15 protein-coding genes are annotated in these 17,501 nt (G+C 52.4%); 9 read left to right on the top strand and 6 right to left on the bottom strand.

What is annotated here, in order from left to right; genetic code table 11:
* Window positions 1–4 precede the first annotated feature (4 nt).
* The 3 genes from ycfP (at window position 5) to ACLJZ5_RS19965 (ending at window position 2,824) form a co-directional block, all read left to right on the top strand.
* Window positions 5–547, top strand: coding sequence for an alpha/beta hydrolase YcfP (ycfP, locus tag ACLJZ5_RS19975; RefSeq protein ID WP_000587945.1), 543 nt, complete (start codon window positions 5–7; stop codon window positions 545–547).
* Window positions 548–801: 254 nt separating this feature from the next.
* Window positions 802–2,106: an NADH-quinone dehydrogenase gene (ndh, locus tag ACLJZ5_RS19970; RefSeq protein ID WP_000211053.1), complete on the top strand. Its 1,305-nt coding sequence runs from the start codon at window positions 802–804 to the stop codon at window positions 2,104–2,106.
* A gap of 178 nt (window positions 2,107–2,284) precedes the next feature.
* On the top strand, window positions 2,285–2,824 hold the full coding sequence (locus ACLJZ5_RS19965; protein WP_001043449.1) for a glycine zipper 2TM domain-containing protein: 540 nt from the start codon (window positions 2,285–2,287) through the stop codon (window positions 2,822–2,824).
* 74 nt (window positions 2,825–2,898) lie between these two features.
* Here ACLJZ5_RS19965 and comR read toward each other — a convergent pair whose 3' ends face one another.
* Entirely contained in the window at window positions 2,899–3,534 is a 636-nt protein-coding gene (gene comR / locus ACLJZ5_RS19960; RefSeq protein WP_000205986.1) for a TetR family copper-responsive transcriptional repressor ComR, read from the bottom strand.
* 241 nt (window positions 3,535–3,775) lie between these two features.
* Between comR and bhsA the strand changes: the two genes are divergently transcribed.
* Window positions 3,776–4,033, top strand: coding sequence for a multiple stress resistance protein BhsA (gene bhsA, locus ACLJZ5_RS19955; RefSeq protein ID WP_000800159.1), 258 nt, complete (start codon window positions 3,776–3,778; stop codon window positions 4,031–4,033).
* Window positions 4,034–4,129: 96 nt separating this feature from the next.
* Here bhsA and ACLJZ5_RS19950 read toward each other — a convergent pair whose 3' ends face one another.
* Window positions 4,130–5,095 carry a L,D-transpeptidase family protein gene (locus ACLJZ5_RS19950; protein ID WP_000482969.1) on the bottom strand — a complete coding sequence of 322 codons (966 nt, stop codon included), beginning with the start codon at window positions 5,093–5,095 and terminating at the stop codon, window positions 4,130–4,132.
* Between the two features lie 147 nt (window positions 5,096–5,242).
* A complete protein-coding gene (mfd, locus tag ACLJZ5_RS19945) occupies window positions 5,243–8,689 on the bottom strand; it encodes a transcription-repair coupling factor (protein WP_024797582.1) in 3,447 nt (1,148 codons plus the stop codon).
* A gap of 337 nt (window positions 8,690–9,026) precedes the next feature.
* Here mfd and lolC point away from each other — a divergent pair, with 337 nt between their 5' ends.
* The 5 genes from lolC to cobB are packed head-to-tail and all read left to right on the top strand — an operon-like array spanning window position 9,027 to window position 13,944.
* Entirely contained in the window at window positions 9,027–10,226 is a 1,200-nt protein-coding gene (gene lolC / locus ACLJZ5_RS19940; protein WP_024797581.1) for a lipoprotein-releasing ABC transporter permease subunit LolC, read from the top strand.
* Complete coding sequence (gene lolD, locus ACLJZ5_RS19935; RefSeq protein ID WP_001033714.1) at window positions 10,219–10,920, top strand: lipoprotein-releasing ABC transporter ATP-binding protein LolD; 702 nt, start codon at window positions 10,219–10,221, stop codon at window positions 10,918–10,920. Before lolC ends, lolD begins: the two co-directional genes overlap by 8 nt.
* A complete protein-coding gene (gene lolE / locus ACLJZ5_RS19930; RefSeq protein ID WP_000168092.1) occupies window positions 10,920–12,164 on the top strand; it encodes a lipoprotein-releasing ABC transporter permease subunit LolE in 1,245 nt (414 codons plus the stop codon). The genes lolD and lolE overlap by 1 nt, the downstream gene beginning before the upstream one ends.
* 28 nt (window positions 12,165–12,192) lie before the next feature.
* Entirely contained in the window at window positions 12,193–13,104 is a 912-nt protein-coding gene (gene nagK, locus ACLJZ5_RS19925; protein WP_023182050.1) for an N-acetylglucosamine kinase, read from the top strand.
* Between the two features lie 18 nt (window positions 13,105–13,122).
* Window positions 13,123–13,944, top strand: coding sequence for a Sir2 family NAD+-dependent deacetylase (gene cobB / locus ACLJZ5_RS19920; protein WP_001191856.1), 822 nt, complete (start codon window positions 13,123–13,125; stop codon window positions 13,942–13,944).
* Window positions 13,945–14,025: 81 nt separating this feature from the next.
* Here the strand turns inward: cobB and potD are convergent, their stop codons facing one another.
* The 3 genes from potD to sifA all read right to left on the bottom strand — a co-directional run bounded on the left by potD (window position 14,026) and on the right by sifA (window position 17,202).
* A complete protein-coding gene (potD, locus tag ACLJZ5_RS19915; RefSeq protein WP_000759329.1) occupies window positions 14,026–15,072 on the bottom strand; it encodes a spermidine/putrescine ABC transporter substrate-binding protein PotD in 1,047 nt (348 codons plus the stop codon).
* Window positions 15,073–15,096: 24 nt separating this feature from the next.
* Complete coding sequence (gene potC / locus ACLJZ5_RS19910; protein WP_000580299.1) at window positions 15,097–15,876, bottom strand: spermidine/putrescine ABC transporter permease PotC; 780 nt, start codon at window positions 15,874–15,876, stop codon at window positions 15,097–15,099.
* Between the two features lie 315 nt (window positions 15,877–16,191).
* Window positions 16,192–17,202, bottom strand: coding sequence for an SPI-2 type III secretion system effector SifA (gene sifA / locus ACLJZ5_RS19905; protein ID WP_024797580.1), 1,011 nt, complete (start codon window positions 17,200–17,202; stop codon window positions 16,192–16,194).
* Window positions 17,203–17,501: the final 299 nt, after the last annotated feature.

Below are 17,501 nucleotides of genomic sequence, written 5' to 3'. Positions count from 1 at the left end.
CCAGATGATTATTTATTTACACGGTTTTGATTCAAATAGTCCGGGCAACCATGAAAAAGTGTTGCAATTACAGTTTATCGACCCGGATGTTCGGCTGGTAAGCTACAGTACGCGGCATCCTAAGCACGATATGCAGCATCTGCTGAAAGAAGTGGACAAAATGTTGCAGTTGAATGTGGACGAGCGCCCTTTAATCTGTGGCGTGGGGCTGGGCGGTTACTGGGCGGAGCGGATTGGCTTTTTGTGCGATATCCGTCAGGTGGTTTTTAACCCGAACCTGTTCCCCTATGAAAACATGGAGGGGAAAATCGATCGCCCGGAAGAATATGCGGACATCGCTACAAAGTGCGTGACCAACTTTCGCGAAAAAAATCGCGATCGTTGTCTGGTGATCCTCTCGCGTCATGACGAAGCGCTGGACAGCCAACGCTCAGCGCAAGCGCTTCACCCGTATTATGAAATTGTGTGGGATGAGGAACAGACTCACAAATTCAAAAATATTTCGCCGCATTTGCAACGTATCAAAGCGTTTAAAACGCTGGGATAACGCCATCCGGCAATATGGCGTTATCAGTGACCGGATAACCAGCCTTGCGGCTGGTTTTTTTATGCTCAATTCTCGCAAACTGTCTATCTTTTCAGCATGAAAACTTGATGCACATCAATTTTGGTATGACCAATGCACCGTTCATGCTATTCTCATATCAGAAGCTTATTCTCATTAACGTAACTTGTTGTTAATTAAAGGCTATGCTAATAACTTTTAATTAACAATTGGTTAATAAATTTAAGGGGGTCACGTTGACTACACCATTAAAAAAGATCGTGATTGTCGGCGGCGGCGCTGGCGGGCTGGAAATGGCGACGCAGTTAGGCCATAAACTGGGGCGCAAGAAAAAAGCGAAAATCACGCTGGTAGACAGAAATCACAGCCATCTGTGGAAACCATTGCTGCACGAAGTGGCGACTGGCTCTCTGGACGAAGGCGTGGATGCGCTGAGCTATCTGGCCCATGCGCGCAATCATGGTTTCCAGTTCCAGCTGGGGTCGGTGATGGATATCGATCGCGAAGCGAAAACCATCACTATTGCCGAGTTGCGTGATGAAAAGGGCGAACTGCTGGTGCCGGAGCGCAAAATCGCGTATGACACGCTGGTGATGGCGCTGGGCAGCACCTCTAATGATTTCAACACGCCGGGCGTGAAAGAGCACTGTATCTTCCTCGATAACCCGCATCAGGCGCGCCGTTTTCACCAGGAGATGCTGAACCTGTTCCTCAAGTATTCGGCTAATCTGGGCGCGAACGGTAAGGTCAATATCGCCATCGTTGGCGGTGGTGCGACGGGGGTTGAGCTGTCGGCTGAACTGCATAATGCGGTAAAACAGCTGCATAGCTATGGTTATAAGGGGCTGACCAACGACGCGCTGAACGTGACGTTGGTTGAGGCTGGCGAGCGTATTCTGCCTGCGTTGCCGCCGCGTATCTCCAGCGCCGCGCATAATGAACTGACCAAACTGGGCGTTCGCGTGCTGACGCAAACTATGGTCACCAGCGCCGACGAAGGCGGTCTGCATACGAAAGAAGGTGAATATATTCAGGCCGATCTGATGGTGTGGGCGGCGGGTATCAAAGCGCCGGATTTTATGAAAGAGATTGGTGGTCTGGAAACGAACCGCATTAACCAACTGGTGGTGGAACCGACGCTGCAAACCACGCGCGATCCTGATATTTATGCGATTGGCGACTGCGCTTCCTGCGCACGTCCGGAGGGAGGTTTTGTGCCGCCTCGCGCTCAGGCGGCGCATCAGATGGCTACCTGCGCGATGAATAACATTCTGGCGCAGATGAATGGCAAACCGCTGAAAGCTTACCAGTATAAAGACCATGGATCGCTGGTCTCTCTGTCCAACTTCTCTACCGTGGGTAGTCTGATGGGGAACCTGACCCGCGGTTCAATGATGATTGAAGGACGTATCGCCCGCTTCGTGTATATCTCGCTATACCGTATGCACCAGATAGCGCTGCATGGATACTTTAAAACCGGCCTGATGATGCTGGTGGGCAGTATTAACCGCGTCATTCGTCCGCGCCTGAAACTGCATTAATTTCTCTGCGCCTCACCGGCTGCTCGCGCCGGTGAGCGCTTCTCCATCTCTTGCTTCGGAGTTGTCCGAATCCTTCAGCTTTACCGCCTCATCCCGCATTTTTCATCCTCATTCCGATTGGCTTTGTTCGCATACTGGTTGCAAAATTGTTACCAATAGCAACGAAGGAGGAACTCCCGTGAATAAATCAATGTTGGCGGGTATAGGGATTGGCGTAGCGGCTGCGCTGGGTGTGGCGGCAGTGGCCAGTCTCAACGTATTTGATCGTGGTCCGCAATATGCGCAGGTGATATCGGCTAAACCGATTAAAGAGACGGTAAAAACGCCGCGTCAGGAGTGCCGTAATGTCACGGTCACGCATCGTAGACCGGTTCAGGACGAAAACCGTATTGCCGGCTCGGTGCTTGGCGCAGTAGCAGGCGGCGTGATTGGACATCAATTTGGCGGCGGTCGTGGTAAAGATGTGGCGACGGTCGTCGGGGCGCTGGGCGGCGGTTATGCTGGCAATCAAATCCAGGGATCAATGCAAGAAAGTGATACCTACACTACCACGCAGCAACGCTGTAAGACGGTGTATGACAAATCTGAAAAGATGCTTGGCTACGACGTGACCTACAAAATTGGCGATCAGCAGGGCAAAATCCGCATGGATAAAGACCCCGGAACGCAAATTCCCCTCGACGGCAATGGCCAACTGGTTTTGAATAACAAAGCATAAAAAAGCTGTACTCTGCAAGTTAGCCCCTCATTCGCTCAGGCTGAGGGGCTTTTTTTTATCCGAAGCCGCGTCGTTCAGGACTTGAGCAGTTCAGGCCAGATGCGCAGAGTCGTACGCGTAATTTGCATCAGTTGTTCGAAGGTGGCACCTTCACGGGCGCTGATCGACATTCCCTGTAAAATACAGTTTATATATTCTGCGAGCGCCTGCGGGTTACAGTGCGCCGGAATTTCACCGCGCTCCTGACGTTGGCGCAGAAACTGGATGAGCGTCTGTTCCTGCATGGCGTGGCGTGATTTTACCGTGCGGGCGATATCGCGCGAGGAGGCGGCCAGGGTGGCGGACGTATTAATCATAAAGCAGCCAGCCGGCGTGTCTGTACTGGTAAAGCAGGCGGCAATTTCTGTGAAGTAATCTTCCAGCGCCGATTCCACGCTTTTCTCTTCACAAAAGAGCTGGGCTTCGTGCTTTGAGGCAAAGCGAGTGATGTAGCGATCCAGGACAGCGCGAAATAATCCTTCTTTGTTAGTGAATTCCGCATAGAGAGTAGGCGCTTTCGCCCCGGTAGCCTCTACGAGATCGGCAAGCGAAGTTGCTTCATAGCCGTGCTGCCAGAAGAGAGTCATGGCCTTATCAAGCGCGGCTTCCCTGTCGAACACTTTTGGTCGGCCACGGCTTTTCTTCGCGCAACTCGTGGTATCCGTTGTCATGATGCCGTTGTACCTGTTTAAAGAGCGGTCTCTCTATTATAAAAACAAACCACTTCTGGCTCCAGAGTATTCATTAGAAAAATAAATCAATTCTATTCACATGAAAAATAACATCTTTATAAATTATATAACGATCATTATAAAAAGAAGTTGACGTGTGATGTAGATCACATCTATGATTAACTTATCGATCGTTAAGTTAATTCTTACGACACCCATTCATCTGCTAAAGGTCATCACTATGAAAAACGTAAAAACCCTCATCGCTGCTGCCGTACTGAGTTCGCTCTCATTCGCCAGCTTCGCCGCCGTTGAAGTTCAGGCAACGCCAGAAGGTCAACAGAAGTTCGGCACCATTTCCGCGAATGGCGGCACGAATCTGGGCTCGCTGGAAGATCAGCTGGCGCAAAAAGCGCAGGAGATGGGGGCGAAGTCTTTCCGTATTACCTCTGTTACCGGCCCGAATACCCTCCACGGTACGGCGGTAATCTATAAGTAAGCATTAACCCTCATTAATGCCGCTGCGATTGCCACAATAAAAAGAGAAAGCCTCGCGATGCATCGCGAGGCTTTTTTGTCGGTCAGCTATTCACGCTTACAGCGACTGCGGTTTCGCCTCTGATTGACGGGTTACATCCACCGGCATTCCGGAGCGCACTTCCATAACATGTTCCATCACCGCGGCGTCGGTCTGCGGCGCGTCCTTAAAGGCCTGCATCGGGCCATTCAGCACAATCGGCAGCACCTGTGGATCGTCGCCTATATTTTTAGACAGCGGCTGATGAACTTCCACCAGTCGCACGCCGCCTGGCTCCACCGAGGCTTTAATCGGCGTATTGATTATATTCACTTTGGTTCCCGGCGTGACCTGACGGAACAATGTCTCTATATCACCGTCGCGCAGACGGATACAGCCGGAACTGACGCGCATACCAATGCCAAAATCGGCATTCGTGCCATGTAACAGATAGACGCCGCCGTAGGCCGCTAAACGAATCGCGTGATGCCCCATTGGGTTATCGGGACCGGCAGGCACCACGGCGGGGAGATCGATGCCTTGCGCTTTATAACGGGCGCGAATATTGGCGGTCGGCGTCCAGGTTGGATTGGCGCGTTTATCCGAAATGGTCGTCACCATCGTTGGCGTCAGGGTATCGCCGCCCAGTTGGCCAATCCCGATAGGGTAGACCGTGACCGTATTTTTCCCCGGTTGATAATAGTAAAGCCGTAATTCCGCGAGGTTAATGACGATACCTTCACGTGGCGCGTCCGGTAGCAGCGTTTGCAGCGGAATCGTTAGCACGCTGCCTGCGCGTGGCACGTAAGGATCAATGCCGGGGTTGGCCTGTAACAGGGCTAAAAAGCCCACGTTATATTTTTTGGCGATCGCCTCCAGCGAGCCGCCGTCGTCTTCAACGACATGGAATTTATTTTCTCCCACCAGTCGACTGCCGGGGGGCGGAAGAGGCCACGTATTCGCCTGCGCGGGAAGGGCAAGCATGATGGTCGCGGTAAGCGCAAGCAACGCCCACCAGCGAGAGAGTCGCGTATTGTTGAACATTATAATAAACCCATGATTATTATGTGGTTATTTTTATAAAAGAGGAAATAAGAATTATGGCGGCTGGCTGTGTCTGGAACTGCAGGGAAGTGCAAAGAATTTGTAAAGATTAGGCCGGACGCAGAGTAATGACGCCCGGCCTGACGCTTATGCAATAGCGTTTTCTTCCAGTTGCTGCATGAACTGGCGTACCCAGTCTATACGCGTTTTACGTTCGCTTAAATCCTGAATAAACTTGAGGCGCGTCGGACCATCCAGACGGAAATGCTGCGGCTGTTTTTGCAGCAACCCGATAAGCCAGGCGGGGTCAACGTGGTTTTTCTCGGCGAACTCAATCGTTCCGCCTTTCTCGTTACCCTCCAGTTTTCGGATGCCGAGCTTTTGCGCCTGTTGGCGCAGGCGGGCGATATCCAGCAGATTACGCGCCGGATCGGGCAGCAGGCCGAAGCGGTCGATCAATTCCACTTTGATCTCCTCCAGCTCGTTTTCGTTCTTCGCGCTGGCAATGCGTTTATATAATGACAGCCGGGTATTAACATCCGGAATAAAATCATCCGGCAGTAACGACGGCATTCGCAGCTCGACTTCCGTTTGCTGACTGGTGAGATCTTCCAGCGAGGGTTCGCGGCCTGCTTTCAGCGCATCAACGGCGTTTTCCAGCAGTTCCATGTAGAGTGAGAAGCCAATGGTTTCCATTGAGCCGCTTTGCTCTTCGCCAAGCAGTTCGCCCGCGCCGCGGATCTCCAGATCGTGGGTCGCCAGCGCAAACCCGGCGCCTAAATCCTCCAGCGACGCAATCGCCTCCAGCCGTTTTTGCGCATCGGTGGTCATGGCCTTAGGATGTGGCGTCAACAGCCAGGCGTAGGCCTGGTGGTGCGAGCGCCCAACGCGGCCACGCAGCTGGTGCAACTGCGCGAGGCCGAAATGATCCGCGCGTTCAATGATGATCGTATTAGCGGTGGGAATGTCGATCCCCGTTTCGATAATGGTAGTACACACCAGCACGTTAAAACGTTGATGGTGGAAATCGTTCATGACCCGTTCCAGCTCACGTTCGCGCATCTGCCCGTGGCCTATAGCGATTCGCGCTTCCGGCACCAGTTCCGCCAGCCGCTCTGCGGCTTTCTGAATATTTTCGACGTCATTGTACAAATAGTAAACCTGACCGCCGCGCAGGATTTCACGCAGAATCGCTTCCCTTACTACCAGGCTATCATACTCGCGGACAAAGGTTTTTACCGCCAGACGACGGGCAGGGGGGGTGGCGATAATGGAGAGATCGCGCATACCGCTCATCGCCATATTCAGCGTCCGCGGGATCGGCGTCGCCGTGAGCGTCAGAATATCGACATCGGCGCGCATCGCCTTAATTCGCTCTTTGTGGCGCACGCCGAAACGGTGCTCTTCATCGACAATCAGCAGGCCGAGGTCGCGCAGCTTCACATCGCTTTGTAGCAGTTTATGCGTACCGATCAGAATATCGATCTTACCCTCGGCGGCTTCCGCCAGGATTTGCGTCTGCTCTTTGGCACTGCGAAAGCGAGACAGCATCTCAATGCGTACCGGCCAGTTGGCGAAACGGTCGCGGAAGTTGTCATAGTGTTGCTGCGCCAGCAGCGTAGTCGGCACCAGTACCGCCACCTGTTTATGGTTTTCCACCGCCAGGAACGCGGCGCGCATCGCCACTTCGGTTTTGCCGAAGCCGACGTCGCCGCACACCAGCCTGTCCATCGCCAGCGGTTGGCACATATCGCTCAATACGGCGTTAATCGCCTGTGCCTGATCGGGCGTCGTTTCAAACGGGAAGCTGTCGCAGAATAACTGATACTGCTCACGATCATGCTTAAAGGCAAAACCCTCTTTTGCCGCCCGTTGCGCATAAATATCCAACAGTTCCGCTGCGACATCGCGCACTTTTTCCGCCGCTTTCTGCCGGGCGCGCGACCAGGCGTCGCCGCCCAGTTTATGCAGCGGCGCACTTTCTTCCGCGCCGCCGGCATAGCGGCTAATCAGATGCAATGAGGAAACCGGCACATACAGTTTGGCGTCATTGGCGTAGGTGAGCATCAGATACTCACCCTTGATGCCTCCAGCCTCCAGCGTGGTCATGCCGGCATAGCGTCCGACGCCGTGCTCCAGATGCACTACCGGTTGACCGACGTGGAGCTCCGCCAGGTTACGAATCAACGTATCCGGGTTGATCGTACGACGGGAATCCAGGCGGCGACGCGCCACCCGCTCACCCAGAAGATCGCTTTCACAAATCAGCGCCAGATTGCGTTGGGTGTCGATAAAGCCATGTTCTGCGGCGCCAATCATCAGATAGCGTCCCGCATCCTGCGCCTCGTCCAGGCGTAATATTCGCTTCGGCGCGATTTTTATGCGAGCCAGGAGCTCTCCCAGCGCTTCGCGGCGTCCTTCGCTTTCCACCGAAAAAATCACCGGACCGCTGAAAGATTCGAGGAATTTACGCAGCGCGTCCAGCGGCGCTTTCTGCTGCGCCTGGATAGCCAAATCCGGTAATTTCTGGAAACCAAGATTGGTATTGGCGGCTTTTTCCGGCAGATGGTCGGTTTTAAGCTGGAGGCGAGGCCAGCGTTTAAGCTCGGAAAAGAGCTCATCTACCCGTAGCCAGAGGGCTTCCGGCGGCAAAAGCGGGCGCATAGGATCGACGCCGCGATTTTCAAAACGCGCCAGCGTATCGGCCTGAAAGCGTTCGGCGCTGGTTTCCAGCGAGCCAGTATTCACCACCAGAGTATTGGCGGGGAAATAGCTAAATAATGGCGGTAACGGTTCGCTGAAAAAGAGCGGCTGCCAGTATTCGATCCCGGCGGGCAGGGTGCCTTTGCTGACCTGCTGATAGATGTGCTCGGCGTCGCGTTTTACCTCAAAGGTATCGCGCCACTGGCTACGGAAAAGCTCAATAGCGGCTTTGTCGGTAGGAAATTCGTGCGCGGGCAACAAATTGATGGCCTCGACCTCCTCCAGCGTACGTTGGGTATCCGCGTCAAACAGACGCAGGCTGTCGATTTCATCATCAAAAAAGTCGAGGCGATAAGGCTGTTCGCTGCCCATCGGAAAGAGATCCAACAGCGCGCCGCGCGTCGCGTATTCGCCATGCTCCATCACCTGATCGACATGCCGATAACCGGCGCTGTCAAGCTGCGCGCGCAGAGCGTCGCGGGACAGCCGCTGGCCTTTTTTCATCACCAGCGCATGACCATGCAGATAGCTATGCGGACAAACGCGCTGCATCAGGGTGTTTACCGGTACAATCAAGACGCCGCGCTGCATCGACGGCAACTGGTAGAGCGTGGACAGACGCGAAGAGATAATTTCCTGATGCGGGGAGAAGCTGTCATACGGTAGCGTTTCCCAGTCCGCCAGGTTCATGACCATCTGATCGGTAAACTGGCGGATTTCATCATGCAATCGCAGAGCATTTTGCATGTCAGGCGCTATGAGTACCACCGGACCGGCATGGCGTTCAGCTATCTCCGCCACCAGCGTAGCGCAGGCGGCACCGGTAAGTTCGCCCAACTGGCGCTGATCGCCCGCTTTTGTCGGCAGCGTGTAACGTTGTTTTTCAGGCATAACGGTTGTCAGTATCTCTTTTTGTTTTACGCCGCACTCTACGCGTCACCCTTCAGGCTGCTTCATGGTTGGCTGTGCGCCAGGACAGCATGAAGGACTCAGGTATTCAGGGGCATATGACTGATAAGCAATGTTCTTTATTATCCGCGATCGTTGTTTATTAGCAAATTGAATCCGCCGGATAACACGTCGAACAGGTAAAGTATGAACATGTAAGTGACTTGATTTGTCGGCCTTTTTCAGAATAGCGCTGACGAACTCTTACGGTTCAGACATTTACGCATTCCGCTTTCGCTTATATACTCGGGACTTTGCTAACAGCAACCAGACGGATTACATGTATCAACCTGTCGCTCTATTCATCGGCCTGCGTTACATGCGCGGGCGTGCAGCAGATCGCTTCGGTCGCTTCGTTTCCTGGCTTTCCACTATCGGCATTACCCTGGGGGTGATGGCGCTGGTCACGGTATTGTCGGTGATGAACGGTTTTGAGCGCGAACTGCAAAATAACATTCTTGGTTTGATGCCTCAGGCCATCCTTTCTGCTGAACATGGTTCTCTTAACCCGAATCAGATGCCGGAAAAAGCGGTGAATCTGCAAGGCGTTAACCGTATTGCGCCGCTGACGACGGGCGATGTCGTACTGCAAAGCGCGCGTAGCGTTGCGGTTGGCGTGATGTTGGGTATCGATCCGGCGCAAAAAGATCCGTTAACGCCGTATCTGGTCAATGTGAAGCAAAGCGAATTACAGCCGGGTAAGTATAATGTCATCCTCGGCGAGCAGCTCGCCGGACAGTTAGGGGTCAACCGCGGCGATCAGATTCGGCTAATGGTGCCATCTGCCAGCCAGTTTACGCCAATGGGACGTCTGCCCAGCCAGCGTCTGTTTACGGTGATTGGCACATTTGCCGCCAATAGCGAGGTCGATGGCTATGAAATGCTGGTCAATATTCAGGACGCGTCGCGTTTAATGCGCTATCCGGCAGGCAATATTACCGGCTGGCGTTTGTGGCTGGATGAACCGCTGCAAGTCGATACCCTCAGCCAACAGCCGCTGCCGCAAGGCACTAAGTGGCAGGACTGGCGCGAACGTAAAGGCGAGTTGTTCCAGGCTGTGCGCATGGAAAAGAACATGATGGGATTGTTGCTGAGCCTCATCGTGGCGGTCGCGGCTTTTAACATTATTACTTCGTTGGGTCTGATGGTCATGGAGAAGCAGGGCGAAGTGGCGATTTTACAAACTCAAGGGCTGACGCCGCGACAAATTATGATGGTCTTTATGGTGCAGGGCGCCAGCGCCGGGATTATCGGCGCGCTGTTGGGCGCCGCGCTGGGCGCATTGCTTGCCAGCCAACTGAATAACCTGATGCCGATCATCGGCGCGTTTCTGGATGGCGCTGCGTTGCCCGTGGCGATAGAGCCGTTACAGGTGATCGTTATCGCGCTGGTGGCAATGGTCATTGCGCTGCTTTCTACGCTTTATCCTTCCTGGCGCGCTGCCGCCACTCAACCCGCTGAGGCTTTACGTTATGAATAAGATCCTGTTGCAATGCGACAACCTGTGCAAACGCTATCAGGAAGGCACCGTACAAACCGACGTGTTGCACGATGTCAGCTTCAGTATCGGCGAAGGCGAAATGATGGCGATCGTCGGCAGTTCCGGTTCGGGTAAAAGTACGTTGCTGCATCTGTTAGGCGGGCTGGATACGCCTACCTCTGGCGATGTGATTTTTAGCGGCCAGCCGATGAGCAAACTCTCTTCTGCGGCAAAAGCGGAATTACGTAACCAGAAACTGGGGTTTATCTATCAGTTTCATCATCTCCTGCCGGATTTTACGGCGCTGGAAAACGTGGCGATGCCATTATTGATTGGCAAAAAGAAACCGGCGGAGATTGATGCTCGGGCGCGAGAAATGCTGCACGCCGTAGGGCTGGAGCATCGCGCAACCCATCGACCTTCGGAACTTTCCGGCGGTGAGCGCCAGCGTGTCGCGATAGCGCGCGCGTTGGTGAATAACCCGCGTCTGGTACTGGCGGATGAGCCGACCGGTAATCTGGATGCGCGTAATGCCGACAGTATTTTTGAGCTTCTGGGCGAGTTAAATCGTCTGCAGGGAACCGCGTTTCTGGTGGTGACTCACGATTTGCAACTGGCGAAACGTATGAGCCGCCAGCTTGAGATGCGCGATGGCCGCCTGACGGCGGAACTGAGCCTGATGGGGGCGGAGTAATGGCGTCGCCTTTATCATTGTTAATTGGCTTGCGTTTCAGCCGTGGACGGCGGCGCGGCGGTATGGTTTCGCTCATTTCCGTCATTTCTACCATCGGTATCGCGCTGGGCGTGGCGGTATTGATTGTCGGTTTAAGCGCGATGAACGGTTTCGAACGCGAGTTGAATAACCGTATTCTGGCGGTGGTTCCGCACGGGGAGATTGAAGCGGTCAATCAGCCGTGGACCAACTGGCGTGAAGCGCTGGCAAAAGTGCAGAAGGTGCCGGGCATTGCCGCCGCCGCGCCGTATATCAATTTTACCGGCCTGGTAGAGAGCGGGGCGAATTTGCGCGCCATTCAGGTTAAAGGCGTCGACCCTAAGCAAGAGCAGCAGCTTAGCGCGTTACCGTCATTTGTGCAAAATCACGCCTGGGATCATTTCAAAGCGGGCGAGCAGCAGATCATTATCGGTAAAGGCGTCGCCGATGCGCTGAACGTGAAACAGGGCGACTGGGTGTCCATCATGATCCCCAATGCGAATGCCGACCATAAGCTGCTCCAGCCCAAACGCGTGCGTTTGCATGTCATCGGGATTCTGCAACTGAGCGGCCAGCTCGATCACAGCTTCGCCATGATCCCGCTTGAGGATGCGCAGCAGTATCTGGATATGGGGTCCAGCGTTTCCGGTATCGCGCTTAAAGTCCACGACGTGTTTAATGCGAACAAACTGGTGCGTGATGCGGGTGAAGTGACTAACAGCTATGTCTACATTAAGAGCTGGATCGGCACCTACGGCTATATGTATCGCGATATCCAGATGATTCGCGCCATTATGTATCTGGCGATGATTCTGGTGATCGGCGTGGCCTGTTTTAATATCGTTTCCACCTTAGTGATGGCGGTAAAAGACAAAAGCGGCGACATTGCGGTATTAAGAACGCTGGGGGCGAAAGATGGTTTGATTCGTGCCATTTTCGTCTGGTACGGACTACTGGCGGGCTTGCTGGGCAGCTTGATTGGCGTGGCGATCGGCGTTGTCGTTTCGCTTCAGCTTACCGCCATTATTAATGGGATTGAAAAGGAGATCGGGCATCAGTTTTTGTCCGGCGATATCTATTTTATCGACTTCCTGCCATCCGAATTACATTGGCTGGACGTTGTTTACGTACTGGTCACGGCGTTGTTGTTAAGCTTACTGGCGAGCTGGTATCCGGCGCGGCGGGCGAGCAACATTGACCCTGCGCGAGTATTGAGCGGCCAGTAATCGCGGAATATAAAAACAAGGAGCGGTGATGTATTACGGGTTTGACATTGGCGGAACAAAGATTGCGTTAGGCGTATTTGACTCAACGCGGCGGCTGCAGTGGGAAAAACGGGTTCCCACGCCCCATACCAGCTATAGCGCCTTTTTAGACGCCGTGTGCGAACTGGTCGCGGAAGCCGACCAGCGATTTGGCGTAAAAGGGTCGGTAGGGATTGGCATACCCGGTATGCCGGAAACTGAAGACGGCACGCTGTACGCCGCGAATGTCCCGGCAGCCAGCGGTAAGCCGTTGCGCGCCGATCTCAGCGCCCGACTGGATCGCGATGTGCGTCTGGACAATGATGCTAACTGTTTTGCCTTGTCCGAAGCCTGGGATGATGAATTCACGCAATATCCTTTGGTTATGGGGCTTATCCTCGGCACCGGCGTCGGCGGTGGCCTGGTGCTAAACGGGAAGCCGATTACCGGTCAGAGCTATATCACCGGCGAGTTTGGCCATATGCGTTTGCCGGTTGACGCGCTAACGTTGATGGGGTTTGATTTTCCTCTCCGCCGTTGTGGATGCGGCCAGATGGGCTGCATTGAGAATTATCTGTCCGGGCGCGGGTTTGCGTGGCTATATCAGCATTATTATGATCAATCGCTGCAGGCGCCGGAGATTATCGCGTTGTGGGAGCAAGGCGATGAGCGGGCACACGCGCATGTTGAGCGCTATCTGGATTTACTGGCGGTTTGTCTAGGGAATATACTGACGATTGTCGATCCCGATTTATTGGTGATCGGCGGCGGACTATCGAACTTTACGGCAATAACAACGCAACTGGCGGAAAGACTGCCGCGCCATCTCCTCCCTGTTGCCCGCGCGCCGCGCATTGAGCGTGCGCGGCATGGGGATGCAGGTGGGATGCGCGGTGCTGCTTTTTTACATCTTACCGACTAATCAAAAAAAGAGGTTGTTATGCAGTCGCGTCGGTTTCATCGATTAAGCCGCTTTCGTAAAAATAAACGTCTGTTGCGTGAACGTCTGCGCCAGCGGATCTTTTTCAGAGACAGAGTGGTGCCGGAAATGATGGAAAACCCAAGAGTATTAGTCCTTACAGGTGCAGGAATTTCTGCAGAGTCTGGTATTCGTACGTTTCGCGCGGCGGATGGCCTTTGGGAAGAGCATCGGGTTGAAGACGTGGCAACGCCGGAAGGATTCGCCCGTAATCCGGGGCTGGTGCAGACATTTTATAATGCCCGCCGTCAGCAGCTTCAACAGCCGGAAATACAACCCAATGCGGCGCATCTGGCGTTAGCGAAGCTTGAAGAAGCGCTTGGCGATCGCTTTTTGCTGGTGACGCAAAACATCGACAATTTGCATGAACGCGCGGGCAACCGCAACATCATTCATATGCATGGCGAGCTGTTGAAGGTGCGCTGTTCGCAAAGCGGCCAAATTCTGGAATGGAACGGCGATGTGATGCCGGAAGATAAATGTCACTGCTGCCAGTTCCCGGCGCCGCTACGTCCGCACGTGGTGTGGTTTGGCGAGATGCCGCTTGGCATGGATGAAATTTATATGGCGCTGTCGATGGCGGATATTTTTATCGCCATTGGCACATCCGGTCATGTCTATCCGGCTGCGGGTTTTGTGCATGAAGCAAAACTGCACGGCGCACATACGGTGGAACTGAATCTTGAGCCAAGCCAGGTCGGCAGCGAGTTTGAAGAGAAGCACTACGGCCCGGCAAGCCAGGTTGTGCCGGAATTTGTTGATAAATTCCTGAAAGGGCTGTAGTGCTGTTTGCCCGGTAACGCCTTATCCGGCCTACATTTCACGTTACGTTCATCTGTAGGCCCGACAGGCGCTTTGGCTGAATTAGCGTCCTGCTTTTAGCTTCTGATAATACTCTTCATAAATGGCGCTGGCGTCGCCGACATCGTTTTGCCACTCGCCTTTGCTGATGGTTTGCGCATCCGGATAGAGCGACTTATCATTGGCGACCTCCGGGCTTAACAGCTTACGCGCCGCCAGGTTGGGGGTAGGGTAGCCGATGGTTTCTGCCACCTCTTTCGCGACGTCAGGACGCAGCAGGAAGTTGATTAGCTTCAGCGCGCCCTCTTTATTTTTCGCGTTCGCCGGAATAGCCAGGCTATCCATCCAGAAAATACCGCCTTCCTTCGGCCAGACGACCTCCAGCGGCGTGCCAGCCTGACGAGCAACGAAGGCCGAACCGTTCCACACCATCCCCAGGTTGACTTCCCCTTCCATATACGGATTCGCCGGATTATCGGAGTTGAAGGCCGCTACGTTCGGCATCAGTTTTTTCAACTCTTCATATGCCGCTTCGATCTCTTTCGGATCGGTAGTGTTACCGGAATAACCTAGCTTGCGCAGCGCCATCTGGAAGACTTCTCGCGCATCGTCGGTTAAAAGCAGGCTGTTTTTATATTCCGGTTTCCACAAGTCAGCCCAGCTGGTAATGGTTTTTGGATCGATAGCATCGCTGTTCACGCCAATCGCCGTTGCGCCCCAGATATACGGGACAGAATAATCGTTGTTGGGGTCAAACGGTTTGTTGAGCATTTCCGGATCGAGGTTGTGGAAATTGGTTAATTTCGACTTATCGATCTTCTGGATCATGCCTTCTTTGCGCATTTTGTCGACATAGTATGTAGAAGGAACAACCAGGTCATACGCGCCATCTTTATAGGTTTTGAGTTTGGCATACATGGTTTCGTTCGACTCGTAGGTCGAATAAATCACCTTAATGCCTGTCTCTTTAGTGAACTGTTCCAGCAGGCCCGGCGGCACATACTCAGTCCAGTTATAGAAATAGAGCGTGTCGTTGTCGGAGGCATGAGCGGCACTCATACCCAGCGCCAGGGCGCCCGCCGCGAGCAGGTGGCGTGACCATTTTTTCATTTAACGTCCCCTGAATTACGGGCCTTATCGGCCCTTGGTTTTATCACGAGCAATAAGCTGGCTGGCAATGACCATTACCAGAGACAGCACCAATAAAACGGTCGCCAGCGCGTTCACTTCTGGTGAAACGCCGACTTTTACCATGGAATAAATCTTTAAGGGTAAAATTTCATAGCCCGGCCCGGTGACAAACGACGAGACCACGACATCGTCCATCGACAACGTAAAGCTCAGCAACCAGCCCGCCGCCACCGCCGGCATCGCCAGCGGCAGAATGATTTTGCGTAAAATCGTTACCTCACTGGCCCCCAGGTCTTTTGCGGCTTCCAGCATTCTGACATCAAAGCCTTTCAGGCGCGAATAGACCGTGACGACCACAAACGGCAGGCTAAAGGTGATGTGCGAGAACAGCAACGACCAAAACCCCAGTTGAATGCCGAGTAACATAAACAGCACCAGCAGGGAGATCGCCATCACAATATCCGGCGACATCATTACTACAAACAGCATCCCGCTGACGAATGGCTTCCCGCGAAAGCGGTAGCGATAAAGCGCCACCGCGGTTAACGAGCCAATCAACGTAGCGAAGGTCGCTGAGAAAATCGCCATCGTCAGTGAATGTTGAGCGGCCTGCAACAGACTGTCGTTATTGACCAGTAGTTCGTACCATTTAGTGGTAAAGCCCTGCCAGTTAATGCCGAACCGCGAACTGTTGAAGGAGTTCACAATCAGAATAATGATAGGAATATACAGATACGCATAGATGGCAGTCATGAAACCGCCACGGAGCAGCCGACCGATCATTCAAGTTCCACCTTCTTATTCAGAGGATGGGGTGCTTTTAGAGTATTGAAAATGATCAATTTTTTCTCTTCTCCAAAATCTCTCCAAAACGTCTCGCGGTTATCAGCAGCCAGGAAGAAGCAAGCTGCCGCTTGAAGCCGCGAATTTTACAACAAATTGCCAGACGAGCGGGAAAAAAAGGCCATTTAAATGACTATTCTCATCCGATCCGGTCAGATGCGGCATTATTGCGCCAGGCAAGAGGTTACTCTGTAGGCAAACATGAAGTACGTGAGTAAACCCTGAACGTGACGTCTGAGAAAGCGTCGTCTGATTTTATAAAAAACAACATAAACAGCCGCTTTGTTGTTCTGAGCGAACGTGTAGCGTGGTTAACTGTTCTTCCGCCATTTTTTGTATAGCCTGGGGGTCTATTCTAAAAATGGCGTGAAAAAACTGATCAGAGATGGCTTCGATTATCTCAGCTAACATGCTTAGACTGGCGCTGGGATCCGTTACAAGGAACGCCTGAAACGTCTTATCCGCCAGTAAAACCTCTTCTACCATTTTTTCAATAGGTATGTGGGTATGTGGTGGTGGTATTTCAAGCTGTTTTAAGCCACACATTGTCATTGTTTCTAAAAATGCGTTTTGCTGAGTACTTTCGGATATATTCGCATGCTGTAAAATGCGCGTTGTCTTTTCAATCCCAGACTGAATTTTCGCTGCCAGGTAGGTTACCTTTTCTTGCGTTTTCCACTCATCTAAATGTCCTTTTCTCCATTCAGAATATAAATACCCCTCTATGTTGTCTAATGGAACCGATAATGTCGGCGCGCCAGCAGGATTGAGACATAATGTCGAAGGGAGGGGGTAATCTACGATTTCGCTATATCTTGTATTAATCATGGCCGTCATTTGTGGATGCGGTTTTAAAATATCGGGGCGATCTTTTATTAAAAAATAAGCATTCCCCATGACTTCACAGGTAAAGGCATCGGTATTTTGAGTGATACGTAACAATTCGTTCTCTTCGTTTTGATCCATGATGCGAAGAATAATAGTGTCATCATTTTCATTAGGATTATAAACCTGAAATCTATCTCTTTGTGATGCGCAGGCTAACTCTTTTAACTCAAAAAAAATCTCTGTAAGCCGCTCTCGTGTGGGGGTGCGATCGGCAAACAACATCTCATGTAGACAACGGTCCGCTTTTGCTTTGCCAGTAGAAAAAAAGAAGTCTTTAATTTTTTCCCATAAAACTTTCCACCATGCTTCTTTCGTATTCCTTGGGGAGTTGGTAAGGATTTCACTTTTTAAAAAACCATTCCCTATAGTAATCGGCATATTAATCTCACTTATACTGGAGTAAAAATGACTACATAATTGATTAAATCGACCCTTTTTATCTCAACTGCGGGCGCATCGGATGTAATATAATTTTTAAAAGAGACTGGCAATCAGTATAAAACCTGAGAGCTTCGCGTATAAACGCATTACTGTCTGTGCTAGCGTCGGTACAGGTAAAAGTAAAAGAAGGCCTGGCGCGGATGATGTTGTAGATTTGCAATACTGGCGGCAACTTCTTTCATGCGTTTTTTATGCCGGAGGCATGAAGTTTACCCTTGAATAAACTTCATGCCTGG

Source organism: Salmonella sp. 5800 (assembly GCF_046558195.1).
GTDB classification, from domain to species: domain Bacteria; phylum Pseudomonadota; class Gammaproteobacteria; order Enterobacterales; family Enterobacteriaceae; genus Salmonella; species Salmonella enterica.
Note: the sequence above shows the minus strand (reverse complement) of the source record. Positions and strands in the feature narration are given on the sequence as shown.